A 23,609-nucleotide genomic window follows, 5' to 3' on the forward strand; every position below is an offset into this window, starting at 1 on the left:
GAGGTTGAAGTCTTTTATTGGAGTTAAAAGAAATATTTACTGTTTTTTCTTCTTTATATTTTTGTGTTTCAAGTCTTGCCTCAGCACGAGCCCATTCCATTACATCATCTCTGGTAGGTCCGTGCTTTTTTAATAAATCAGCAAGCGTACCAAGTTTGCGTACATTAACAGAGGTGCTAACACCTTTGTCATTAATGAAACTTTTAGAAATATAGAATGACTCAGCATTTTTTGATTTTGATGTAGTAACTTTCATAGGGAACCTCCAACCCCTATTATACCACACAATACTATAAAATACTATATAATAAAACGAAAATTTTGACAAATTTTTCAACTAAGAAATATAGGCTATATGCGGGTTGTGAGACTTTTTTGAAGCTTATTTATGTAAACAAACTGTCAAAGACCCGAGTATACATAATTTTTCACAACAATTAAAGGAAATATTTGTATATAACAGGTATAGGAATATTGTACATTTGACTTATATTTGTTATAATGTTCGTGCTTTTAATATATAAAGTGTAGAAAAAAATATCTTGGAGAAATTATGAATAACACGATTTTGATTGTTGCGGTAGTAGTGGTAATTTGGGCGGTACTCTTTGTTATTATGATGAGCTTTAATAAAAAGAGACAGGCTAAGGCTAATGAATTTAATAATAATAATAAAGACAGAGCCATTGTGCATTTATATGGAAAAAATTTAAAGATTGACGGAAATGATATTTCGCAGTTTGATACAACTACAGGTGAGAGTATGGAAAAGGTTGTGGCTCTTGATGCGGGTAAACACAGCTTTGAGGGTGTTTTTGAAACCACGGCGGTAGGTGCTGCAGGTAAAAATATAAATATAAAGACTGAAAATTTGCAGTTTGAAGTAGATTTGCAGGGCGGACACACCTATTCGGCAGGTATATATGATTATTCACCTGAAGATAGAGAACGCTATATAAAGGAGTATGGCAGCAGGGTGAAGGATATTCTTGTAATGCCTTTAAGCCTTTACAAAGAGAGTGATTATGCTGCAGGTTGTTTAGCAGTCACATGCGATAAATAATTTTTACATAAATAATATTGAAACTTTTTAATCACAGTTGTATGAGGGCTATGTTTATGGTATAATAGCATACCAGATGTGCCTCTTGAAGGCATTTATGAAACAAGGAGAAACTTTAATGAGTGTAGAAGTACAAAAATTAGAAAAAAATATGGCAAAGCTTACAGTCACAGTAGATGCAAAAGAATTTGACAAGGCTATAGCTGATTCCTTTAAGAAAAATAAAAATAGATTCAATGTTCCGGGCTTTAGAAAAGGACATGTTACACAGGATGTTTTTGAGAAGATGTATGGCGCAGACAGCCTGATTCCGGATGCTATAGACTTCGTACTTGATGCATCATATCCAAGTGCTGCAAGAGAGAGTGAGCTTGAGATAGTTTCAAGACCTCAGATAGAAATCAAGAACGCTAAAAAGGGCGAGGATTTCGTATATGAGGCATTGATTGCGGTAAGACCTGAGGTGGAGCTTGGCGAGTACAAGGGTATCGAAGTAAAGAAGGCTGATGAAGTTGTAAATGACGATGATATCGCAAGCGCACTTAAGAGCGAGCAGGAGAAGAATGCAAGACTTATCACAGTTGAAGGCAGACCTGTAGAAAACGGTGACAATATCACACTTGACTTTGAAGGAAAGATTGACGGAGTAGCATTTGACGGCGGTAAGGGCGAGGATTATCCGCTTGTTATCGGTTCAGGTACATTTATTCCGGGATTTGAGGATCAGATAATCGGACATAATGCAGGTGAGGACTTCGATGTAAATATTACATTCCCTGAGAACTATCAGATGAAGGATCTTGCAGGCAAGGCAGCAGTATTTGCTTGTAAGGTAAAGGAAATCCAGAAGAAAGAGCTTCCTGAGCTTGATGATGATTTCGCAAGCGAGATCAGCGAGTTTGATACAATGGATGAGTACAAGGAAGACTTGAGAAAGCAGCTTTCAGAGGCTAAGGCAAAGAGAGCGGCAACAGAGAATGAGAATGCTATAGTTGATAAGCTTATCGAGACTTCAACTATGGATATTCCGGATCCTATGGTAGATGCACAGGTTGAAGGACTTGTAGCGGACTACGGCAGAAGAATGCAGAGTCAGGGTATCACACTTGATCAGTATCTTCAGATAACAGGTATGTCAAAAGCGGACCTTAATAATCAGTTCAAACCACAGGCTTTAAAGCAGATTAAGACAAGACTTGTGCTTGAAGAAGTAGCTAAGAAAGAAAACATTCAGGTTAGCGAAGATGAGATAAATGCGGAGCTTCAGAAGATTGCGGATTCTTACAAGATGGAACTTGAGAAGATTAAGGGATTCTTCGGTGAGAATGAGAGAAAGCAGATGGCTGACGATCTCGCAGTTCAAAAAGCAATTGACTTTTTGGTAGAAAATGCTAAATTAGTATAATGTATTAGTGAAGATAAGTCAGCCTCAGGCTGGCTTATTGGAGTATTAAAGGATGCAATTTAGATAGGAGTTTTATGAGTTTAGTACCTACAGTCATTGAGTCTACAAGCAGAGGCGAGAGAGCTTTTGATATATACTCAAGACTATTAAAAGATAGAATAATATTCCTTGGAGAAGAGGTAAATGATGTTACCGCAAGTCTTGTAGTGGCACAGATTCTTTTCCTTGAGTCTGAAGACCCTACAAAGGATATAAATCTTTATATAAACAGCCCGGGCGGAAGTGTTGTAGCCGGTATGGCGATATATGATACAATGCAGTATGTAAAATGTGATGTATCCACCATCTGTATGGGTATGGCGGCAAGTATGGGAGCTTTCTTACTTGCAGGCGGAACAAAGGGCAAGAGATATGCTCTTCCGAATGCAGAGATTATGATACATCAGCCTTCAGGCGGTGCACAGGGACAGGCTACAGAGATTAAGATTGTCGCAGAACAGATTTTAAAGACAAAAGAAAAATTGAATAAGATTTTGGCTGAGAATACAAATCAGCCGATTGAGGTCATAGAAAGAGATACCGAGAGAGACAATTATATGTCTGCCGAGGAGGCTCTTGCCTATGGTATTATAGATAAGGTTATAGAACACCACTAAGGAGGTATTATGGCCAACAAGGACAAAATATGTTGCTCATTTTGTGGAAAAACATCAGATCAGGTCAGACGACTTCTTTCAGGTCCGAACGGAGTGTATATTTGTGATGAATGTATAGAATTATGTTCTGAAATACTTGAAGAGGAGCTTGACGGAGTATCCGATTACTATGATGCTTCAAATGATATAAATCTCTTAAAACCTAAGGAAATCAAGAAGTTTTTGGATGATTATGTTATCGGACAGGATGATGCGAAGAAGGTATTGTCCGTAGCGGTATACAATCATTATAAGAGAATTAAATCAAAGAAAAGCTCAGAGGTGGAAATCCAAAAGAGTAATATCTTGATGCTTGGACCTACAGGTTCAGGTAAGACATATTTGGCACAGACTCTTGCAAAGATTTTGAATGTTCCGTTTGCGATTGCGGACGCTACCACACTTACAGAGGCCGGTTATGTCGGAGAAGATGTCGAGAATATTCTTCTTAAGCTTATTCAGGCGGCCGACGGTGATGTAAAGAGAGCCGAATACGGCATTATTTATATAGATGAGATTGATAAGATAACAAAGAAGTCTGAAAATGTATCAATCACCAGAGATGTATCGGGTGAAGGCGTACAGCAGGCACTGCTTAAGATACTTGAAGGAAGTATTGCTTCGGTACCGCCACAGGGCGGCAGAAAGCATCCGCAGCAGGAGCTTATACAGATAGATACCACAAATATATTGTTTATCTGTGGCGGAGCTTTTGACGGGCTTGAAAAGATAGTTGAGAACAGACTCTCAAAGGGAAGCATCGGATTCAATTCGGATGTGGTTGAGAAAAACTCAAAGTCTATAGACGAGCTTTTCAAGATGGTACTTCCGGGAGATTTGACCAAGTTCGGACTTATACCTGAGTTTATAGGTCGTGTACCTGTTACGGTATCACTTGATATGCTTGACAAGGAAGCGCTTATACAGATAATGACCAAGCCTAAGAACGCCATCACAAAGCAGTATCAAAAGCTGTTTGAGATTGATGACGTTAAGCTTGAGTTTGATCAATCTGCGGTTGAAGAGGTGGCCAACCTTGCACTTGAAAGAAAAATCGGTGCAAGAGGTTTAAGATCCATACTTGAAGGCGTTATGACTGATATGATGTATGAGATACCTTCAGACCCGAATATCGGTATCTGTACCATCACAAAAGAGACAATAGACGGTGGTGAGCCTGATATTGTATACAGAGATAAATCTGTAAGAGCAAAAAAGATAAAAGCAACTAATGAAAACAGCGAAAGCGCTTAGAATTTACTTACCCTCGGCTATACCGGGGGTATTGTATATATAGGGAGTAAATGAACAGATTAAAAACAATATTGATAAAGGGGCAGGTAATCTTTCCGGGAGAGGTGATAGGGTTTTCAGCTGACGACAGAGAAAAACTGAAGGTACAGCTTGAAGCCTATGACAATGATGAAGAGTTGTTTCTGTTAAGATTCAAATCGGATGACGACAATGAAAGAAAAGACAGCGCATACACTGAGACCAACGGTGTTATTGCAAAGGTAGAGAGTGTGAATGAAAAGGACAACGGTGTAACGGAGGTTTTGGTAAGGGCAGTAAGAAGAGGAAAATTAAAATCAATGGATTGCATCGCCCCTAACGAGTATGAAGCCGATGTGGAGGAGTATGTGGAATCTGAAGAAGGCTTTGACAGGATGATAAGAAGTCTTCACCTTACAATGAGGGGATACAGTGATGTAAACGAGAGATTCAGAAAGAATTTCCTTAACGACTTACTGGCTGTAAAGTCTTTGCCGGAGCTATTGGACGGACTCAGACTTGCACTCAATTTAAACTATGAAAAGAGAAAGATAATCAATGCCGCCAAGACTCCTATAGAAGAATCAATGCTTCTTATGGAGATAATGAGCGAGGCAATAGACAGAAAAGAGATTTCAGACAGAATCAAGTCTGAAGTGGATAAGGATATTTCAAAAAATCAAAGAGATTATATTCTCAGAGAGCATCTTAAAGTGATTCAAAATGAAATGGCAAAGAACAGCGGCTATGAGAATATTACAGATGAATATGAAGAGAAGCTTGAGAATATAAAATTACCTGAGGAGTACAAGGAAAAACTTAAAAAAGATATTTTAAGGCTAAATACTTCCGCCAACAACGGCCCTGAGGGGAATGTTATCAGAACATATTTGGATACTGTCTTTGAAATGCCTTTCGGAAAAGAAAGTGAAGATATCAATGATATACTTCGTGCAAAGAAAATCCTTGACGAGGACCACTACGGTCTTGAAAAGGTTAAGGACAGAATTTTAGAATATCTGTCTGTAAGGATATTAAATCCTGACGGAAATTCACCTATACTCTGCCTTGTGGGACCTCCGGGAACAGGTAAGACTTCCATTGCAAAGAGTGTTGCAAAGGCGCTTGGCAGAAAGTATGTGAGAATAAGCCTTGGAGGTGTAGGCGATGAGGCTGAAATCAGAGGACACAGAAGAACATATGTAGGTGCTATGCCGGGCAGAATAGTGGAAGCAATAAAGAATGCAAAGGTGGAGAATCCTCTGCTTTTATTGGACGAGATAGACAAGACATCAAGAGATTATAAAGGAGATGTGTCATCAGCGTTACTTGAAGTACTGGACGGTGAGCAAAACAAGACCTTTAGAGACAGATACCTTGAGATACCTCTGGATTTGTCAAAGGTTTTATTTATAGCCACGGCAAACACTCTGGATACGATTCCGAGACCTCTCCTTGACAGAATGGATATCATAGAGATAAGTTCTTATACCGAGAATGAGAAGTTTCATATTGCAAAGAAGTATCTGGTGCCTAAGGAAATAGAAGCAAACGGTCTTAAGGATGTGCAGATAAGTTTCAGCGACAAGGCGATAAGAAAGATAATACATAACTACACCAGAGAGGCCGGAGTGAGAAACCTCTCAAGGCGAATCGGCGACATTTGCAGAAAATGTGCCAGAGAGTCGCTTGAGGGCAAAAAAAGCTTCAAAATCAGCGAAAAGAGTGTATTTAAGTACCTCGGAAAAGAAAAAGTCAGATATGATGAGGTGGAAAAAGAGCCTAAGGTCGGAGTGGTGACAGGACTTGCGTGGACAAGTGTGGGCGGCGATACTCTCAGTATTGAAGTGAATATAATGTCCGGCAAAGGAACTCTTACACTTACCGGAAATATGGGTGATGTCATGAAGGAGAGCGCAGGCATTGCAAAGAGTCTTGTAAGAAGTATGGCAAAGGAATATGCTATAGAAGATGATTTCTTTGAGAAAAACGACATTCATCTGCATATACCTGAAGGTGCCGTTCCTAAGGATGGACCGAGTGCGGGTGTAACTATGACTACCGCCATAATATCCGCAATCACAGGTAAAAAGGTGAGAGCGGATGTGGCAATGACAGGTGAGATAACACTTCGAGGCAGAGTACTTCCTATAGGAGGTCTGAAAGAAAAACTTTTGGCTGCGAAGCTTGCAGGTGTAAAGACTGTATGTGTGCCTAAGGAGAATGAAGCCGATATTGCGGAACTTTCAAATGAGATTACAGACGGACTTAAGATAGTATATGTAAGCGATATAAGAGAAGTATTGGATGTAGCACTGGTTAAGTGAGGTGTTTATGATAATAAAAAAAGCACAGCTTGAGACTGTATGCGGTATAACAAGTAAGTTTCCCGAAAACAGTGAGCCTGAACTGGTCTTTGCAGGCAAGTCAAATGTAGGAAAATCGTCACTGATAAATGCACTTATGAACAGAAAGTCGCTTGCAAGGACATCAAGTCAGCCCGGAAAGACGCAGACTATAAACTACTACAAAGTGAATGATGAAATATACTTTGTGGATTTGCCGGGATACGGTTATGCCAATGCAAATATTGAAACCAAGGCCAAATGGGGTAAGATGATTGAAAAGTATCTTCACACCTCAAAGCAGATAAAATGTATCTTTTTACTGATAGATATAAGGCATGAGCCGAGTAAGAACGACAAGCAGATGTATGAATGGATTTTGCATAACGGTTATCAACCTGTAATCATAGCTACAAAGCTTGATAAGCTAAAAAGAAGTCAGGTGGCTAAATGTGTGAAGATTGTAAGAGAAGGGCTTGGACTGCCTAAGGAAGGTGTACTTATACCTTTCTCATCACAGACCAAGCAGGGAAAAGAAGAGATATATGATTTTATAGAGAATCTTTTAGCAGGAGAACAGGTTTAATTAAATGAAGATATTTATTGTGGAAGATGATGAAAATATAGTGGAGCTTTTGGGAGATGAACTCAGAGCGTGGGGATATGAAACAATGTCTGTGAAAGACTTTAACAATGTGGCAGCTGAGATAGAAGAGTTTAAGTCGGACCTTGTACTTATGGATATCACTTTGCCGTATTATAACGGTTTTTATTGGACTCAAAAAATCAGACAAAACTCAAATGTGCCTATAATTTTCATCTCTTCACACAATAATTCGCCGGATATGGTATCCGCAATGCAATTCGGAGCGGACGACTATATTACAAAGCCGATTGATATCAGTCTGACCAGAGTAAAGATACAGGCGATCCTAAGAAGAACTTATGAATACACGATGCAAAGTGATAAAATGACATTTGAAGGAATAAGTCTTGATACTTCAAGGGCAAAGCTTAGCGGAGAAGGATTTGAGATAGACCTTACAAAGACCGAGCTGCTTATACTTGAAGCAATGTTTTCTATAAAGGGTCAAATTGCAAGGAGAGAGGATATAATGAATCACTGCTGGCAGGGAGATGATTTTATTGACGACAACACCCTTGCGGTGAATATTGCGAGGCTCAGGAAAAAGCTTGATGCCGTAGGTTATAAGGATCTTATACAGACGAAAAAAGGTATCGGATATTATCTTATGAGGTAGATATGAACAGATTGTGGTCTTTTTTAAAAAGTGAATACCGTATTTTTATTACCCTTCTATGCACATGCCTTGTATTCGGAGGGGTATTTTTATTTGCAAATCTTGATATGCAATATTTTATCTTGAGTCTTGAAATTATATTATTTTGTATGCTTATCTTTCTTATCAAAGAGTGGATGAACTATGTAAAAGAAGAGAATATCTTACAGGAAATGGAAAATATCCAAATAGAAAATAAAACTCTAAGAAATAAGATGATTGAAGAAAGAAATGATTTGGAAGAATATTTTCTGCTTTGGATACATCAGATAAAGACGCCTATCACGGTGTGTAATCTGATACTTGGAAAGCCGGATGCCGATTACAGACTTAAGGAACAGATTTTTTATATAGAAGATTATACAAATATGGCTATGAATTATTTGAAGCTGAAAACAAGGGCTTCGGATATGGACATCTGTGAAGCGGACTTGGACAGTATAATAAGCGGTGTAATAAAAAAATACTCAATTATCTTTATTGAAAAGAAGATAAAGTTAAACTATAAAAAAACGGAAGCTAAAGTAGTTAGTGATACGAAATGGCTTTCCATACTTTTGGAACAGGTGATTTCAAATGCACTGAAGTATACAAAGTCGGGTGAAATCACTATACTCTATGATAATAAAACCAATAAGCTGACCGTAAAGGATACAGGAATAGGAATCCCTTCAAGTGATATAAAGAAAATCTTTGACAGGGGCTACTCGGGCTTTAACGGCAGATTAAATGAAAAGTCAAGCGGTCTTGGACTTTATATGGTAGGGAAGATTGCACTGCTTCTGGGTATTACAATTGAGGTGGAATCAAAGGTAAATATCGGAAGTGAGTTCTCATTTATATTTAAAAACAGATAAAATTATTTAAAATCCGGTCTAAACTTACAAGATTGTAAGATTAAACCGGATTTTGTCATATTAGATAAATGCAGGCAAGAAAAATTGAATGTAAAATAGTCGATATAAAGGAGGTAAACATGGCAATATTGGAATGTAAGAATATTAAAAAAATATATAAAACAAAGGATATAACAACGGAGGCGCTGAAAGGAGTGAACTTCTCGGTAGAAAAGGGTGAGTTCATTTCTATAATGGGTGAGTCGGGAGCCGGTAAGACAACTCTTTTAAATATAATAGCTACACTTGATAAGGCTACATCAGGCGTCTTAAGTTTAAACGGCAAAAACATTGCCACTTTAAAAAGCAACGAGATTGCAAGATTTCGCAGAAAAGAGCTGGGATTTGTATTTCAGGATTTCAACCTGTTGGATCAGTTTTGTAATAAGGACAATATTTATCTGCCGCTTGTACTTTCAGAGGAAAAAGTATCTTTGATGGATGAGAGGCTTGATGAAATCAAAGACAGGCTCGGTATAGGGGAGCTGCTTGATAAATATCCCTATGAAGTATCGGGAGGACAAAAACAGAGGATAGCTATTGCAAGGGCCGTTATTACAAAGCCTGCGCTTTTGTTGGCGGATGAGCCTACAGGAGCACTTGATTCCACATCTTCCGAGATGATTTTGAATCTGTTCCGTCAGGTCAACGAACACGGTCAGACCGTTTTGATGGTGACTCATTCACTTCGTGCGGCATCCTATGCAAAGAGAGTTTTGTTTATCAAAGACGGAGTTGTATTTCATGAGATATACAGAGGTGAAAATGAATCTCAGAGTGACTTTATGGAAAGAATAAATCAGAGTGAGTTTATGCTTGGCAGAGGTGAGAAAATATGAGTTTTTCAATGGCAAAAAAGTTTGCGCTGCAAAACTTAAGAGCAAATAAATTACTTGAAATTCCCTTTGTGCTGTCATCAGGAATAATGCTGATACTTTTTAATGTAATGTCAAGCTTGGTAAATAACAATTATGTAAGAACAAGACATGTGGTTTTGCCGACACTTATAAAGTTCGGAATAGTTATTCTGGCAATATTTACATTTATATTTATACAGTATGCTATAAATTTCTGGTTAAAGAGGAGGAATAAGGAGTTTGCACTGTACGGCATTCTGGGACTTGAGAAAAAACATGTAGGCAAGATTATCGGTATTGAATTTTTTATACTCTTTGCAATCATATGGATAATGGGAGTAGTCGGAGGATATATATTCGGTCAGCTTTGCTTTTTGTTTTTAAACTTTTTAATGAGAGATGTGTCCGGAAGGCTGATGGACTATACTTTCAGTATTTCGGCACTTATAAATACTACAGTTTTGACAGTTATTCTTTACCTGATTGTTATTATCGTAAGCGGATTCAGAATATATATGTCCACACCTATGGAACTTTTACAGAGAACTCACAAAGGTGAGGGGGAACCTAAGTCAAGAATCATAATAATGCTTGCAGGATTTATATTGCTGGCAGTAGGTTACGGTATTGCACTGTTTGTAGGCGGATTGCTTTCCTCTATTAACTATTTCTTTGTAGCGGTGATTGCCACAATATTTGCGACTTATCTTTTGTACGCAACTTTTACGGTATTTATTTTAAAGGCACAAAGAAATAATAAGAGCTTTTATACACCTAAGAAATTTTTGAGTATCAGCGGTCTTTTATACAGAATGAAGGGCAATGCGATATCACTTGCAAGTATATCAATTCTAAGTGCCGGAGTTATCATCAGTCTTTCCACTACGGTAGCGATATACTCAAACTATGTAAAGCTTGGAGACGGTATAATGCCCAGAGAATATAAGATTGAAGCCGGCAGTGAGAATATAAGCAATGAGGATATGGCAAAGAGACTGCAAAGCCTTGTGGAGTCAAGTGTGCCTGATGCGTCAATGATTAAAAATGAGTACACTACATTTTATATGACTACAGCTGCCGTAAGAATGGGTGATACAATAGCTGAATATCAAAGAGACAGCAAAGCTGACCCTATATTTGTAATTGCAAGTGACCTTGACGGATACAATGGGAGAACACATCAAAATATTAAACTTGATGACGGAGAAATTTTACTGGGAGATAATAAAAATAATAAAATCGGTGACACATTAAAAATAGGAGACAGAGATTTTAAGGTCAGAAAAATAGACAGTATATTTCCTTATGAATATTCAGGAGTAGAGGGATACAGTATTGTCGTTAAGGATATGGCTACTCTGGATTTTTTAAGAGAGGCTTTGGGCGGAACAGATATAAATTGCAGTGTATATTGGGATGTAGACGGAGTAGATGATAAGGAATATGAGGATACATTGGTAAAGCTTAAAGACGGCATAAAGAATCAGCTTACAGGTGATGGCAGAAGTGTGTATGATGTAAGCAGTCGTAGTGAGATGATACACAATCAGTATGAGATAAACGGAGGATTTTTATTCCTTGGGGTATTGATAGGCGTTATATTCCTTACAGGAACTGTTTTGATTACTTACTATAAGCAGATCAGTGAAGGCTATGAGGATAGAGAAAAGTATCAGATTATGAAAAAACTGGGGCTTTCAGATGATTTGATAAGAAAGACAACCGCGTCACAGATCGGGTGGATGTTTTATGCACCGCTTATTGTAGCAACGATTCATTGCATTGTGGCATCAAAGATAATATTCAGGCTTTTGGGTCTGTTCGGAGTAGGAGATGTTTCACTGTATGTGATATGTCTGGTATCTGTAATTGCAATATTTGCGTTTATATATTTTATTATCTTCGGGCTTACATCAAGGGTTTATGAAAAGATAGTTGAGTAAATTTAATCTTTCTATGGTATAATGTAAACTTAAGGTCAAAGGGATTTGACCAAATATTACCATAGAAAGAGGCTGTATGGAGATTTTAAAGGATTTGATGAATTTTTTGGATTCATCAGTGACAATGTTTCATGCAATAAATGAATGTGAAAAAGTTTTAAAAGACAGCGGGTATATATATTTACCTGAAAATGAAAAGTGGAATATAAGAGCGGGAAAGTACTATACAAAGAGGAATTCGTCAAGTCTTATCGCCTTTGATATAGCAAACGGAGATTATCACTTTCAAATAAGTGCGGCACATTCGGATTCGCCTACATTTAAGTTAAAGGACAGACCGATAATAGAGTCAAACGGCTACCTTAAGTTAAATGTTGAAGCCTATGGCGGAATGATTGATGCCACATGGCTTGATAAGCCTCTCACACTTGCAGGAAGAGTGATGGTGGATACCGGATGCGGCATAGAGACGAGACTGCTTTTTATAGATAAAGACCTGTTAATTATTCCGAATGTACCTATACATTTTAATAGAGAAATCAATAAGGGATTTGCTTTCAACAATCAAGTGGATATGTTGCCGGTATTCAGTGCAGGCAATCTAAGTGAAGCCGATTTTGACAAGATGCTTGCAAAGGAGCTGGGTGTTAAGCCTGAGGCCATACTTGCAAAGGATTTGTACCTTGTAAACAGACAAAAGGCTACAGTTATAGGCTATGACAACGAACTTATATCAAGCGGAAGACTTGACGACCTTGAGTGTGTATACACATCACTGCTTGGCTTTATTGAGGCAAATAACAATAATCATATCAATGTCTTTGCGGTATTTGACAATGAGGAGGTTGGCTCCGTGACAAAGCAGGGTGCAATGTCCACATTCCTTGTGAGCACACTTAACAGGATAAACAAAGCACTTGGAAAATCCGATGAGGACTACTACAGAGCTATAGCAAAGAGTATGCTTATAAGCTGTGACAATGCACATGCAATTCATCCGAATCACCCTGAGTTTTTTGATGTGAAGAACAGACCGGTTCTAAACAAAGGAATTGCAATCAAAGAGAGTGCAAATCAGAAGTACACTACAGATGCGTTCAGCAGAGCCGTGTTAAAAAAGATTCTTGATAAGAACAATATTCCGTATCAGACTTTTGCAAACAGAAGCGACATCATAGGAGGTTCAACGCTTGGCAATCTTTCAAATACGGCTGTAAGTATGAATGCCGTAGATATAGGTTTGCCGCAACTTGCTATGCACTCGGCATATGAAACGGCAGGAGCCAAGGATGTGGAGTATGCGATAGAAGCGCTTAGAGCATTCTTTGAGACAAATATTGATATAAAAGATGATAAGGTGTCTTTAGAGGTATAGATGAAGGATAAGAACGAAATATACTTTAAATGGGGTATTACAGCAGTTGCGGTAATTGTTATAGCACTTGTCATATCTTTGATTTTCAGTAAGCTCGGAATCATCGCCTCGGCACTAAAGACTGTAGTATCAACAGTTTCATCAGTACTTTACGGTGTGGTTATGGCATTTTTGATGGCACCTGTATACGACAGGATAAGCGCATGGGTGGAGGAGATACTCTCCTCATTTTTTCCTAAGTGGAAGAAATCGGGAAAATGGGCAAAGTTTATAGCTACTTTGGCTTGTCTTATCATACTTATATTTGTGATATTTGCTCTTATAATGATGATAATACCGGAGCTTGTAAACAGTATCACAAATGTTATCGGTTATGCTCCTGACGGAATGAGCAATTTGGAAAATTGGTTAAAGGATATACTCAATAAAAATCCTGACCTTGAAAAGCTTGTAATAGGCAACTATCAGGATATAAGCGAGAGGATAAGCGATATCGCGACCACTACCGTACTGCCGAATGTAAATACATATATCAAGAACTTATCAAGCGGTGTAATGAATGCACTGGGTGTGGTGGTAAATATCATTATCGGTATGATGGTAATGATGTATCTTCTCAATATGAAGACTACACTTTCATCACAGGCCAAAAAGATTGTGTATTCACTTGCAGGTGTAAAGATAGGCAATGAGATAGTTACGGAAGCCAGATATATCAAGAATATGTTTGAAAAGTTTATTGTAGGTAAGATAATAGACTCCATCATAATAGGAATAATAAACTATTTCTTTATGGTGATAATACATATGCCTTATGCTCTGCTTATAAGCGTGGTGGTAGGTGTAACCAATGTTATACCTTTCTTCGGACCTTTTATAGGTGCGATTCCAAGTATAGTATTGTTGCTGCTTGTTTCACCTGTTACGGCACTTCAGTTTGCAGTATGGATTTTGGTATTGCAGCAGGTGGACGGAAATATTATCGGACCTAAGATACTCGGACAGACTACAGGTCTTCCAAGCTTTTGGGTACTGTTTTCCATATTGCTCTTTGGAGGACTTTTCGGCATTGTAGGTATGATAATAGCTGTGCCTACTTGGGCTATAATATACAGGAGTATAAGCAGGGTTTCAGAACATTTTTTAAAGAAAAAGGGATTGGAGCCTGACAGCAAACATTACATGGATCTTGACTATATAGATGAAGAAAGCAAAAAATATATAAAATTGGAATAATTTATTTACCCCTCATTTGATAAAGACAATGAGGGGTGATTTTTTAGGAGGAAAAATGACAAAAGAAAACTTACAATATATAGAAAATGTAAAGGCCGGGGATATACCTTGGCACAGGCTTACCACTGCTTATAAAAGAGCTACGGATTTTGATAAGTATTTTGATGTGCTTTTTAAGATGAAAAGCAAAGAAGATGTGGAAGAGGCAGGAAATGAGATTGCTGTAAATATAGAACATCAGGATACACTTTGGCAAGCAACACCTTTTGCCTGTATATTCCTATACAAAGTCTTTAAAAAGGCTTTAGAGGACAGAGATAAAAACCCTGTAGCGACATATCTTGTACCGGAGCTTGCGGAATTGTTCGGATATATAGTTGAAGCGGTAAATATTGTAGAAGATATGGAACATCCGGATCCCTTACCTCACTTTAAAGATATGCTTTCTGAAAAGTATCTTTGGTCTGAAGTTTATGATGAGGAAGAGGATGAAATGAGATGGGATGAAGGTGATGTATTTCCGGATGATTTGTATTACAGCTTTTACTACTATTCAAAACAGGTGCTGCTTCTTTTAAAACCTTTATTAAAACAGTCGGATGATGAATGGTCCAAGAAATTGTATGAACTTATAAAAGCATAGGAGACGAGATATGAAGACATTAAAGAGAATATTACTTGGTTTTGTAGTTATTATATTGGTAGCATCCGGCCTGTGGTTTGGCAGATTTAAGGTCGAAGATATAAGTGCTCATAAAAAAATAGCGGATATAAATTCATATATGAAGACTGTAGACGATATCAAAATTTCGGATAATGTAAATGTAGTTGCGATAGGAGAGGCGGCTCACGGTTGTAAGGACTTTCAGGAACTTAAACTTTCGGTATTAAAGAAAATGGTGAAAGATTACGACTTCAGAGCTTTTGCACTTGAGGCTGACTATGGTGAGTGTGCCACAATAAACAGATATATTCAAGGCGGTGACGGAGATATAGAAAGTATTGTAAAGACATTTTCATTTCCTATATATCATACAAAGCAGATGGAAGAGCTTATTTCATGGATGAGAGAATACAACAGTACCGCTGATGAGGGCGATAAGCTTAGATTCTACGGCTTTGATATGCAAAATCCTGAAACAAGTTATGAGTTTTTAAAAAGTTACTGCACATCAAAGGGACTTACAAGTGCAGAAGAATTTGATAAAAATTTGGACTGCATAGAAAAAGGTGAGGTAAGCGTAGAGAGTGCAAAAGCTGCTATTGATTTTGTCAACAGCTTGAAAGAAAAAATCGGCGATATAGATGTGTCAAATGCCGATGACAGAGATGCGGTATTTGAGTTAAATACTGTAAGACAGTCAATGGAGACTTTTACTAAAAGTGATGAATCAATTTATACTCTCAGAGACAGTGATATGGCAGGGAATATAGAGACCGTTTTGAATATTGAAAAGAAAATAGGTAGCGGAAAGCTTGTTATAGCCGCACATGACGGACATATAGCAAAGATAGGTAACGGCTATACATCTATGGGAGCCGTTTTATCAAATGATCTTAAAGACGCTTACTACTGTATAGGTACAGATTTTTGGAAGGTTACGGACAATATAAAGAATTTTCAGAAGAAAAACAGAAGTATACAAAGTTTTATTTCAGCCGATCCGCTTGCGGCACAGGCAAGATTTGCAAAGGATAAGCAGTATTTATTGGACTTTTCCGATATAAAGGAGGGAGACAGTCTATACAGCATGATAAACTCTCCGTTAAGAATGGGAACACTTGGAGAAGGATATACATGGATGATGAGGATAGTACAGAGCAGTTACAGGCCTAAGGCGATTCCAAGCGGTCTGTATAATGCAATGATTTTTGTATACGAAGGTGAGCCTATAGAGATAATAAATTAAAATTTTCAGATTAACTTGCTTTTTGAAAGCAAAGTGATATACTCCTAGTTAGTAAATTCTAACTGGGAGGTTTTTTATGAACAATGTAATAAATATAGTTATAATAGTTGTCATTGCGGCATTGGTGGTTTTCGGAATCGCAAACTATATCAAAAAGCTGAAAAAGGGTGGAGATTGTTGCCCTGAACATGAAGAAACTACAAAGTCGATAAAGGTTAAGGACAGAGACAAGTCACATTATCCGTATGAAGCAAAGCTTGCAATAGACGGTATGAGCTGTGGCAACTGTGTAAGAAATGTCGAGAATGCACTCAATGCACTTGACGGTACTTGGGCAAGCGTCAGCCTTGAGGACAATATGGCGACAGTACTTTTAAAGGATAAGCCTGATATTGAAAAACTTTCAAAGGCTGTATCTGATGCAGGATATTTGGTATTAAAGAGAAAATCTACATACTAAAATTGTAAAATAGAGATTAAAATTTGAAAGCTTATTTAAAATCAAATAAAATTGGCATAATATAGCGCTGATAATATAAATATGTTATAATAGACAGTACAATATATTTGTTAATGCATAATGAATATCACAATGTATAAGATTATCTTACGATTTAATTCATATTTTGCATTGGAAAGGAAATTTATGTCAAAGAAGATTAAAGTATTTTATGATTACACATGCCCTTTTTGTTACAAAGGAATAGGAGAGCTTCAAGATATTTTACCGGATTATAAGAGTGTGGAGGTGGAGTGGTCTCCATGTGAGGCACATCCAAGACCCGAACCTGCAAGAGTACATTCGGATTTGGCTGCACAGGTAGGTTTTTATATTGCGGAGAACGGTTTCAATATAAAGAAATACAATAATTTGGTGTTTGAAGCACATTTTGAAAATCAGCAAAGAATTGATGATAAGGAACTTTTGGCAGACATTGCCGAGCAGGCAGGTGCAAAGAGAGAAGATGTTTTGGAGCTTTTAGCTGCAAATAAGAACGCAAAGAAGGTGGAAGATTCAAATATCGAGGTTTGGGATACACTGGGTATTCCGGCAGTGCCTTCATATGTATACGGTGATACGATTGCGGCATCAGGAGGCGGATTATTGGTTCCTATCAGCAAAGTTTCAGAGCTTTTTAAGCTGGCTGTAAACGATAAGTAAAGTGATTTTGGTAGTTTTCACAAAAGTTACTTAGAAAATATTTCACAAAGTTTTTACTTTAGCAAAATTCAAGCCATATTACAATATATAAAAATTATATTGTAATATGGCTTTTTATATATATAATAGCCTAAAAAATTAGACCAAAAAGCTCCAATTACCGCTTTGCAAAAAGATTGCAACATTTTCTTATTGACATTTAACATTTATGTAATATAATAAAGGTATCCCGACGAACAAAAGATTCGTTCTTTGCAAGAAAGGAAGTAAATGAAAAACAACTTTAAGAAGATAATTTTAGTTGCATCTGTTTTTTCAGCTATGATGGCCGGAAGTGCATATGCGGCTACACAGGCGGAAGTGGATTATGTTACAGGTCCTGCATTCGGTCTTAATGCGGATCAGTACGAAACAACACTTGACTCTTATAAACAACAGCAGGAGGCTGAACTTGTAGCGAAGGAGGATGAGGAGATAGCTGCCTTAAGAGCATCTGCAAGAGGCAGATCTGTAGGTAAGTTCAAAGCATATGCTTACTCACTTGATACAGATCCTTCCAATATTACTACTGCAGGTACAAGACCTACTGTAGGAAGAACTATAGCTGCGGACTGGTCGGTGCTTCCGAGAGGAACCAGAGTTCGTATCGGAGACAGTGATACTATCTATGTAGTGGAAGATACAGGTGGCAATATTAAGGGAAAGACCATCGACATCTTCATGAACAATGACAGTGAGGCCAGAGCACATGGAGTAAGATACCCTGAGCTTTATGTCGTAGAGGGTGATGCAAAAGACGCTCAGCAAAAGATTGATGCGATTTTGGCAAGAAGAGCCGAGAGACAGGCAAGTCAGAATAAATAATTTAAGACCAAGAGATAGCAAATAAGTTAATATGTGAATAGGTTAGACAGTTACAAGCAGGTAACAAGACAATATAGGATTATTGTCTACACTTCGTTAAGAAGATATGATTAATACGTTTGCAAAAGGGATATTAGAGAGAAAATCAATTCGGTTTTCTCTTTTTTATATTGTAAAAATTTTTTTGTATTAAAAAACTCCCGCAGTTTCCTGCGAGAGTCTTTTATTTATTTTGCAAACTGTCTTGGCGGTGTATTTTCGTTAAGAAGCTCAAACTTATATCCGTCAGCCTTAAGTCTCTCTATAATGGTAGGGAGAGCATCATGTACGAATGCGGTACTCGGCATATCGTGCATAAGCAAAATGGAATGAGTATTCTCATTTACCTGCTTGATAGTCTGGTCAATAAGTTCCTGACCTTTCTTGCCCTCTACGTCACCGTCAAATGAGTTCCAGTCAAAGTATACTATTCCTCTGTCTCTGACAGCCTGTAAAAGCTGAGGTCTTATAGCTTTGTTGTAGCTTGCATTACTTCCGCCCGGGAAACGAAGCATCTTACTGTGCTCACCTGTAGCTTTAAAAATAAGATCGTCCATAGCGTCATAGTCCGCCATAAAAGCATCTACAGAAGCATATATCTTTTTGTAGTTATGTGTCAAACTGTGAACGGCTACATTGTGTCCTCTGTCTTTGATCTGCTTAAGCATATTTATCAGAGGTTCAGTATCCATATACTGTGCTGTAACAAAGAAACAAGCCTTGATATTGTACTGGTCCAATATATCTAAAAGTCTTGGAGTACCTGTCCAAGGACCGTCGTCAAATGTGAAGTAAACCACCTTTTCATCCGGACCCGGGTTGCTCTCAGGTGCGGCTGTAGTCTCTTCGGCACTCTGAGAAGTCTCGCTCTCGGATACCGCTGAAATCTCACCTTCACTTGAGGTCTCACTGTTATTTACTTCTACAGTTGTTTCTGTAGTGTCCTTTGATGCGTCCGCTACTTTAACATTTTTCTTTCTTGCACTCCAACCGTAGGCAACCATCGCTGTAAAAATACAGCAAAAAATCAATACTATAATCGGCACAACAAAATTATGTCTTTTTCTTCTACTTCTTCTTTTCATTTCTACCTTCCTTAGATAAATTGAATGCCCTGAGTCTTGTAAGATCTACGGAGATATATAGAATGTAGATGACACACAGAGTATTCGAAACTTGTATTAGTATAGCAGATAACAGGCGGTTTGTGTTGATATTTTTCTTAAATACTTTTAAAGGAATGATAAAAGCATAATTATGATATTCATATAAATATGAGTTCGGTCTGTAATTTAAAATAATGTGATTTTGTTGACATTTATAATATATACATATATGATGTGTGTGTTCAAAAACAAAATGAAAAGGAAAATATTATGGTATATATTTGGCTGATTATAGGCTTTGTATGTCTTGTAGGCGGAGCGAATTTCTTTGTGGAGGGAGCTTCACAGGTGGCAAGAAAGCTCAATGTGCCTTCTGTTGTAATAGGTCTTACAATAGTGGCATTCGGAACAAGCGCTCCGGAGGCGGCGGTAAGTATTGATGCGGCTCTGAAGGGAAGCAATGCGATAGCGCTTAACAATGTTATAGGTTCAAACATATTCAATCTTTTGGCGGTAGTGGGTATATGTGGAATAATACATGCGATGCCTGTGGACAAGTCGCTTTTAAAATTTGACTATGTGGTAAACATAATAATTACCGTTATAACACTTGCTTTTATATTCCTTACAAGCGGTATAGGCAGAATAGAGGGCGCGATACTTCTTATAATTTTTATAGTGTATATGATTTATACCGTAAGGTCTGCGCTTAAAGGAAGCAGTGACAACAAGGATGAAAACAAGAAAAAGCTGCCCCTGCCTTTGGCAATTGTCTATATAGTCGGAGGTCTTGTGCTTGTAGTATTAGGCGGTGACAAGGTTGTGGAGTCCGCCAAAGAAATAGCTTTGATGTTCGGAATGAGTGAGACATTGGTTGGACTTACAATAGTGGCGATAGGTACTTCACTGCCTGAGCTTGTGACAAGTATTGTAGCTTCAAGTAAGGGTGAGAACGGTCTTGCACTTGGTAATGTTATAGGTTCAAATATCTTTAATATTATATTTATACTGGCATTCTCTTCAGTATTAAATCCTATAGGCGCGGATGTGGTAGCGGTATATGATACATTCTTTTTATTGTGTGCAACCTTGATGGTCTATATATTGGCTAAAAATGACGGTGAGATATCCAAAAAAGAAGGTCTTGCCATGGTTATAGCTTATATAGCTTATACTGTATTTATTATTTTGAGATAAAAATAAACCGATTCTTTTTGAGATAACTCATAAGAATCGGTTTTTATTTTACATTAAAGCAAGTTTTATGCTAAGAAAGGCACAAGGAATAAGAATCCGCAGCCTATGATTACTCCTGTCACTATAAGTACTATAGCGCAGTAACCCATAATATCTCTGGCGCCAAGTCCTGCAATACCCAGAGCCGGCAAAGCCCAGAAAGGTTGAAGCATATTTGTCCAAGCGTCACCCCATGCAATAGCCATAGCGGATACTGCCGGAGAAACTCCTATTGAATTGCCTGCAGGCATTACTATAGGAGCCTGTACAGCCCACTGTCCGCCGCCTGAAGGAACGAAGAAGTTTACAATACCTGCAGAGAGGAATGTAAACAGCGGGAATGTAGTCTGAGTTGATATATTTACAAAGAAATCGCTTATAGCACCTGCAAGTGAATGTCCATTCGGACCTGCAGCGGTCATAATACCCATGATACCTGCGTAGAACGGGAACTGTAAGATGATACCGCCTGCACTCTTTGAAGCGTCTGTAATAGCTCTTACATAGCTTATAGGAGTTCCGTGGAATATAATTCCAAGTGTAAGGAAGATAAGGTTTACAACATCAAGTGATAAGTTCAGCCCCTTATTGACAACTACAGAGTGTATAATGTAAATAATAGCAATTAAAGCTGTTATTATTGAAAGGAAAGGGCTGTTCTCAAGATGCTCAGCCGGTGTGGTGGCCTTGGTCAGCTCAACCTTTTCTTCTACAAGCAGCTTAGGATCCACAGTTACGGTATCCTCAGGCAGCGGATGCATCTTCGCATTGACAAAGGCTATTACTATAATGATAGCCACTACAATGATAAGATTCCATGCTGAAAATATAGTCTGTGATGTAGGGATAGACTCGGTTACGGCGCCTGCGGTCTGCTTGTTTATCTCATCGGTATATGAGGCAAGCTGTAGCGGTATTGAACCTGAAAAACCTGCGTGCCAGATTACAAAGCCTGAATATGCTGATGCGATAAGCAGTCTGTAGTCGACACCCTTTACCTTCTTTGCAATTTCCTTTGCAAGTATTGCGCCTACTACAAGTCCGAATCCCCAGTTAAGCCAACAGGCAATCATAGATACCACTGTAATAAATACGATTGCGGATGTAGGACTTTTCGGAACTCCCGCCGCCGCATTTATCGCTCTTTTTACCGGTGGAGCGGTAGCAAGTGCGGTACCAAGTACCAGTACAAGAGCCATCTGCATAGAGAATTTCAAAAGACTCCAGATACCCTTACCCCAAGCATCGGCTACATCCCAAGGCATCATACGTGTAACAGGTAATGCAGCCAGGAAAACTACAATAGTAAGGATGATACAGAAGATGAATGCATCCGGCAAATACTTCTGAACAACATTTACACATGCGTTTGTAAATTTCTTAAACATTTATCTGCCTCCTTTTACGAATTGTTTAATTATTAACATTATATCAAAATACAATCCAAAAAACCACTATATATTCATAAAAAATTAAATGAAAATGCCTCGAAAATTCATAAAAAGCATTCCAACTTTAAAAAGGGATATGGCTGTAAGCATATCCCTAATGTGTAAAACATTATATAAGTCTCTTAAGTAAAAGGCTTTTATAAGAATGCCTTTAAATTAGAATGTTTTTAAATCATCTGCAACTTTCAAAGGTGCTTCGGTCTTTGCAATAACTTCATCTACGCTTACGCCCTCAGCAACTTCTTTAAGTACAAGACCGTCATCTGTAACTTCTATTACAGCCAACTCCGTAACAATCTCATCAACCGCATGTATAGCTGTAGCCGGAAGATTGATAGACTTCAAAATCTTAGGTGAACCGTCTTTTGCAGTATGTGTCATAGCGATGACAACCTTTTTTGAACCTGTAACAAGGTCCATAGCGCCGCCCATACCCGGAACCATTTTGCCCGGAACTATATGGCTTGCAAGGTTTCCTTTTTCATCTACCTGCAATGCACCGAGAACTGTCATATCCACATGTCCTCCGCGGATAATTGCAAATGAGAATGCACTGTCAAAGTATGAAGCACCACGTAAAACTGTTACATTCTGTCCGCCTGAATTGATAAGATATTTGTTGGCAAGTCCTTCACCTGCAAGAGGTCCCATACCGAGAATACCGTTCTCTGACTGAAGTGTAATCTCTATTCCTTCAGGAACATAGTCCGCTACCATAGTAGGAAGTCCGATACCTAAGTTCACCACATCACCATCACGTAAATCACGAGCAACTCGTCTGGCAATTTTCTCTTTTGACATTATGATTCACCTCCTACAAGATAATCTACAAATATAGCCGGAACTGCAACATTCTCAGGCTGAATATCGCCTACAGGAACTATAAGGTCTGCACCTGCGATAACAACATCGGCAGCTGTAGCCATAACCGTGTTGAAGTTCTTTGATGTAGCTGTGAAGTATAAGTTGCCCTTTTCATCGGCTATAGTGGCACCTATAAGAGCGAAGTCGGCTCTGAGAGGTTTCTCAAGGAGGTAGTCCTTGCCGTCAATATTGATGACCTGCTTACCATCTGCAACTTCGGTACCGACACCTGTAGGTGTAAGTACGCCGCCAAGTCCTGCACCGCCTGAACGGATTCTCTCTGCAAGTGTACCCTGAGGAGAAAGCTCAACCTCCATAGTACCGTCATTCATCTTTTGTCCTGTTATAGGATTTGTACCTATATGTGTTGCAATAACTTTTTTTACCTGATTGTTGGCAACCAGTTTACCGATACCGGTTGTAGGAGTGGCGGTATCATTACATATAAGTGTTAAATCTTTTACTCCCTTCTCAACCAATGCGTCAATGATCGGTTCAGGTGTACCGCAGGCCAAAAAACCGCCTACCATGATGGTTGCGCCGTCATGGATGTTTGCAATAGCGTCTTTGATTGAAACTATCTTCATTT

At 38.3% G+C, this 23,609-nt stretch carries 22 protein-coding genes and 1 pseudogene; 18 read left to right on the top strand and 5 right to left on the bottom strand.

Going from position 1 to position 23,609, the window contains the following annotated elements; genetic code table 11:
- Window positions 1-256: pseudogene (locus EHW90_RS13865) on the bottom strand (IS1634 family transposase); the annotation flags it as partial.
- Between the two features lie 297 nt (window positions 257-553).
- Here EHW90_RS13865 and EHW90_RS01290 point away from each other — a divergent pair.
- The 17 genes from EHW90_RS01290 (at window position 554) to EHW90_RS01370 (ending at window position 18,324) form a co-directional block, all read left to right on the top strand.
- Entirely contained in the window at window positions 554-1,063 is a 510-nt protein-coding gene (locus EHW90_RS01290; protein WP_124950617.1) for a hypothetical protein, read from the top strand.
- 118 nt (window positions 1,064-1,181) lie between these two features.
- Window positions 1,182-2,468, top strand: coding sequence for a trigger factor (gene tig, locus EHW90_RS01295; RefSeq protein ID WP_040457900.1), 1,287 nt, complete (start codon window positions 1,182-1,184; stop codon window positions 2,466-2,468).
- A gap of 74 nt (window positions 2,469-2,542) precedes the next feature.
- Window positions 2,543-3,124: an ATP-dependent Clp endopeptidase proteolytic subunit ClpP gene (gene clpP, locus EHW90_RS01300; protein ID WP_060931356.1), complete on the top strand. Its 582-nt coding sequence runs from the start codon at window positions 2,543-2,545 to the stop codon at window positions 3,122-3,124.
- A gap of 9 nt (window positions 3,125-3,133) precedes the next feature.
- Entirely contained in the window at window positions 3,134-4,417 is a 1,284-nt protein-coding gene (gene clpX, locus EHW90_RS01305; protein WP_124950619.1) for an ATP-dependent Clp protease ATP-binding subunit ClpX, read from the top strand.
- Window positions 4,418-4,467: 50 nt separating this feature from the next.
- Window positions 4,468-6,762, top strand: coding sequence for an endopeptidase La (gene lon / locus EHW90_RS01310; protein ID WP_124950621.1), 2,295 nt, complete (start codon window positions 4,468-4,470; stop codon window positions 6,760-6,762).
- A gap of 7 nt (window positions 6,763-6,769) precedes the next feature.
- Window positions 6,770-7,366: a ribosome biogenesis GTP-binding protein YihA/YsxC gene (gene yihA, locus EHW90_RS01315; protein ID WP_124950623.1), complete on the top strand. Its 597-nt coding sequence runs from the start codon at window positions 6,770-6,772 to the stop codon at window positions 7,364-7,366.
- Window positions 7,367-7,370: 4 nt separating this feature from the next.
- Window positions 7,371-8,042 carry a response regulator transcription factor gene (locus tag EHW90_RS01320; protein WP_124950625.1) on the top strand — a complete coding sequence of 224 codons (672 nt, stop codon included), beginning with the start codon at window positions 7,371-7,373 and terminating at the stop codon, window positions 8,040-8,042.
- Between the two features lie 2 nt (window positions 8,043-8,044).
- On the top strand, window positions 8,045-8,938 hold the full coding sequence (locus EHW90_RS01325; RefSeq protein ID WP_124950627.1) for a sensor histidine kinase: 894 nt from the start codon (window positions 8,045-8,047) through the stop codon (window positions 8,936-8,938).
- A 119-nt stretch (window positions 8,939-9,057) separates the two neighbouring features.
- Window positions 9,058-9,816, top strand: a complete 759-nt coding sequence (locus tag EHW90_RS01330; RefSeq protein ID WP_124950629.1) for an ABC transporter ATP-binding protein — start codon at window positions 9,058-9,060, stop codon at window positions 9,814-9,816.
- Entirely contained in the window at window positions 9,813-11,777 is a 1,965-nt protein-coding gene (locus EHW90_RS01335) for an ABC transporter permease (protein WP_124950631.1), read from the top strand. Before EHW90_RS01330 ends, EHW90_RS01335 begins: the two co-directional genes overlap by 4 nt.
- 76 nt (window positions 11,778-11,853) lie before the next feature.
- The gene (locus EHW90_RS01340) at window positions 11,854-13,152 is read left to right on the top strand and encodes a M18 family aminopeptidase (protein WP_124950633.1); all 1,299 of its coding nucleotides are present in this window, start codon (window positions 11,854-11,856) and stop codon (window positions 13,150-13,152) included.
- Window positions 13,153-14,388 carry an AI-2E family transporter gene (locus EHW90_RS01345; RefSeq protein WP_124950635.1) on the top strand — a complete coding sequence of 412 codons (1,236 nt, stop codon included), beginning with the start codon at window positions 13,153-13,155 and terminating at the stop codon, window positions 14,386-14,388. It begins immediately after the preceding gene.
- Between the two features lie 55 nt (window positions 14,389-14,443).
- The gene (locus EHW90_RS01350; RefSeq protein ID WP_124950637.1) at window positions 14,444-15,031 is read left to right on the top strand and encodes a hypothetical protein; all 588 of its coding nucleotides are present in this window, start codon (window positions 14,444-14,446) and stop codon (window positions 15,029-15,031) included.
- A 10-nt stretch (window positions 15,032-15,041) separates the two neighbouring features.
- Window positions 15,042-16,298: an erythromycin esterase family protein gene (locus EHW90_RS01355; protein ID WP_124950639.1), complete on the top strand. Its 1,257-nt coding sequence runs from the start codon at window positions 15,042-15,044 to the stop codon at window positions 16,296-16,298.
- Window positions 16,299-16,374: 76 nt separating this feature from the next.
- The gene (locus EHW90_RS01360) at window positions 16,375-16,758 is read left to right on the top strand and encodes a heavy-metal-associated domain-containing protein (RefSeq protein WP_060931344.1); all 384 of its coding nucleotides are present in this window, start codon (window positions 16,375-16,377) and stop codon (window positions 16,756-16,758) included.
- 186 nt (window positions 16,759-16,944) lie between these two features.
- Window positions 16,945-17,460, top strand: coding sequence for a DsbA family oxidoreductase (locus EHW90_RS01365; RefSeq protein WP_124950641.1), 516 nt, complete (start codon window positions 16,945-16,947; stop codon window positions 17,458-17,460).
- Between the two features lie 270 nt (window positions 17,461-17,730).
- Window positions 17,731-18,324, top strand: coding sequence for a 3D domain-containing protein (locus EHW90_RS01370; RefSeq protein WP_060931342.1), 594 nt, complete (start codon window positions 17,731-17,733; stop codon window positions 18,322-18,324).
- A gap of 227 nt (window positions 18,325-18,551) precedes the next feature.
- On the opposite strand, the gene EHW90_RS01375 is transcribed toward EHW90_RS01370, so the two are convergent.
- Entirely contained in the window at window positions 18,552-19,448 is an 897-nt protein-coding gene (locus EHW90_RS01375) for a polysaccharide deacetylase family protein (RefSeq protein ID WP_124950643.1), read from the bottom strand.
- Between the two features lie 291 nt (window positions 19,449-19,739).
- Here EHW90_RS01375 and EHW90_RS01380 point away from each other — a divergent pair, with 291 nt between their 5' ends.
- Window positions 19,740-20,666, top strand: coding sequence for a calcium/sodium antiporter (locus tag EHW90_RS01380; RefSeq protein ID WP_124950645.1), 927 nt, complete (start codon window positions 19,740-19,742; stop codon window positions 20,664-20,666).
- Window positions 20,667-20,731: 65 nt separating this feature from the next.
- On the opposite strand, the gene EHW90_RS01385 is transcribed toward EHW90_RS01380, so the two are convergent.
- The 3 genes from EHW90_RS01385 to EHW90_RS01395 form a co-directional block, all read right to left on the bottom strand.
- Complete coding sequence (locus tag EHW90_RS01385) at window positions 20,732-22,093, bottom strand: short-chain fatty acid transporter (RefSeq protein WP_124950647.1); 1,362 nt, start codon at window positions 22,091-22,093, stop codon at window positions 20,732-20,734.
- A 219-nt stretch (window positions 22,094-22,312) separates the two neighbouring features.
- Window positions 22,313-22,957, bottom strand: a complete 645-nt coding sequence (locus EHW90_RS01390) for a 3-oxoacid CoA-transferase subunit B (RefSeq protein WP_009444990.1) — start codon at window positions 22,955-22,957, stop codon at window positions 22,313-22,315.
- Window positions 22,957-23,607, bottom strand: coding sequence for a CoA transferase subunit A (locus EHW90_RS01395; RefSeq protein ID WP_009444991.1), 651 nt, complete (start codon window positions 23,605-23,607; stop codon window positions 22,957-22,959). The genes EHW90_RS01390 and EHW90_RS01395 overlap by 1 nt, the downstream gene beginning before the upstream one ends.
- Window positions 23,608-23,609: the final 2 nt, after the last annotated feature.

The organism is Lachnoanaerobaculum orale, from assembly GCF_003862485.1.
In the GTDB taxonomy this organism is placed as follows: Bacteria; Bacillota; Clostridia; order Lachnospirales; family Lachnospiraceae; genus Lachnoanaerobaculum; species Lachnoanaerobaculum orale.

What these genes read in the sequence shown, in the direction of transcription:
- EHW90_RS01290 (WP_124950617.1), top strand. Translation starts at nt 554, where the DNA reads ATGAATAACACGATTTTGATTGTTGCGGTAGTAGTGGTAATTTGGGCG.
- tig (WP_040457900.1), top strand. Translation starts at nt 1,182, where the DNA reads ATGAGTGTAGAAGTACAAAAATTAGAAAAAAATATGGCAAAGCTTACA.
- clpP (WP_060931356.1), top strand. Translation starts at nt 2,543, where the DNA reads ATGAGTTTAGTACCTACAGTCATTGAGTCTACAAGCAGAGGCGAGAGA.
- clpX (WP_124950619.1), top strand. Translation starts at nt 3,134, where the DNA reads ATGGCCAACAAGGACAAAATATGTTGCTCATTTTGTGGAAAAACATCA.
- lon (WP_124950621.1), top strand. Translation starts at nt 4,468, where the DNA reads ATGAACAGATTAAAAACAATATTGATAAAGGGGCAGGTAATCTTTCCG.
- yihA (WP_124950623.1), top strand. Translation starts at nt 6,770, where the DNA reads ATGATAATAAAAAAAGCACAGCTTGAGACTGTATGCGGTATAACAAGT.
- EHW90_RS01320 (WP_124950625.1), top strand. Translation starts at nt 7,371, where the DNA reads ATGAAGATATTTATTGTGGAAGATGATGAAAATATAGTGGAGCTTTTG.
- EHW90_RS01325 (WP_124950627.1), top strand. Translation starts at nt 8,045, where the DNA reads ATGAACAGATTGTGGTCTTTTTTAAAAAGTGAATACCGTATTTTTATT.
- EHW90_RS01330 (WP_124950629.1), top strand. Translation starts at nt 9,058, where the DNA reads ATGGCAATATTGGAATGTAAGAATATTAAAAAAATATATAAAACAAAG.
- EHW90_RS01335 (WP_124950631.1), top strand. Translation starts at nt 9,813, where the DNA reads ATGAGTTTTTCAATGGCAAAAAAGTTTGCGCTGCAAAACTTAAGAGCA.
- EHW90_RS01340 (WP_124950633.1), top strand. Translation starts at nt 11,854, where the DNA reads ATGGAGATTTTAAAGGATTTGATGAATTTTTTGGATTCATCAGTGACA.
- EHW90_RS01345 (WP_124950635.1), top strand. Translation starts at nt 13,153, where the DNA reads ATGAAGGATAAGAACGAAATATACTTTAAATGGGGTATTACAGCAGTT.
- EHW90_RS01350 (WP_124950637.1), top strand. Translation starts at nt 14,444, where the DNA reads ATGACAAAAGAAAACTTACAATATATAGAAAATGTAAAGGCCGGGGAT.
- EHW90_RS01355 (WP_124950639.1), top strand. Translation starts at nt 15,042, where the DNA reads ATGAAGACATTAAAGAGAATATTACTTGGTTTTGTAGTTATTATATTG.
- EHW90_RS01360 (WP_060931344.1), top strand. Translation starts at nt 16,375, where the DNA reads ATGAACAATGTAATAAATATAGTTATAATAGTTGTCATTGCGGCATTG.
- EHW90_RS01365 (WP_124950641.1), top strand. Translation starts at nt 16,945, where the DNA reads ATGTCAAAGAAGATTAAAGTATTTTATGATTACACATGCCCTTTTTGT.
- EHW90_RS01370 (WP_060931342.1), top strand. Translation starts at nt 17,731, where the DNA reads ATGAAAAACAACTTTAAGAAGATAATTTTAGTTGCATCTGTTTTTTCA.
- EHW90_RS01375 (WP_124950643.1), bottom strand. Translation starts at nt 19,448, where the DNA reads ATGAAAAGAAGAAGTAGAAGAAAAAGACATAATTTTGTTGTGCCGATT.
- EHW90_RS01380 (WP_124950645.1), top strand. Translation starts at nt 19,740, where the DNA reads ATGGTATATATTTGGCTGATTATAGGCTTTGTATGTCTTGTAGGCGGA.
- EHW90_RS01385 (WP_124950647.1), bottom strand. Translation starts at nt 22,093, where the DNA reads ATGTTTAAGAAATTTACAAACGCATGTGTAAATGTTGTTCAGAAGTAT.
- EHW90_RS01390 (WP_009444990.1), bottom strand. Translation starts at nt 22,957, where the DNA reads ATGTCAAAAGAGAAAATTGCCAGACGAGTTGCTCGTGATTTACGTGAT.
- EHW90_RS01395 (WP_009444991.1), bottom strand. Translation starts at nt 23,607, where the DNA reads ATGAAGATAGTTTCAATCAAAGACGCTATTGCAAACATCCATGACGGC.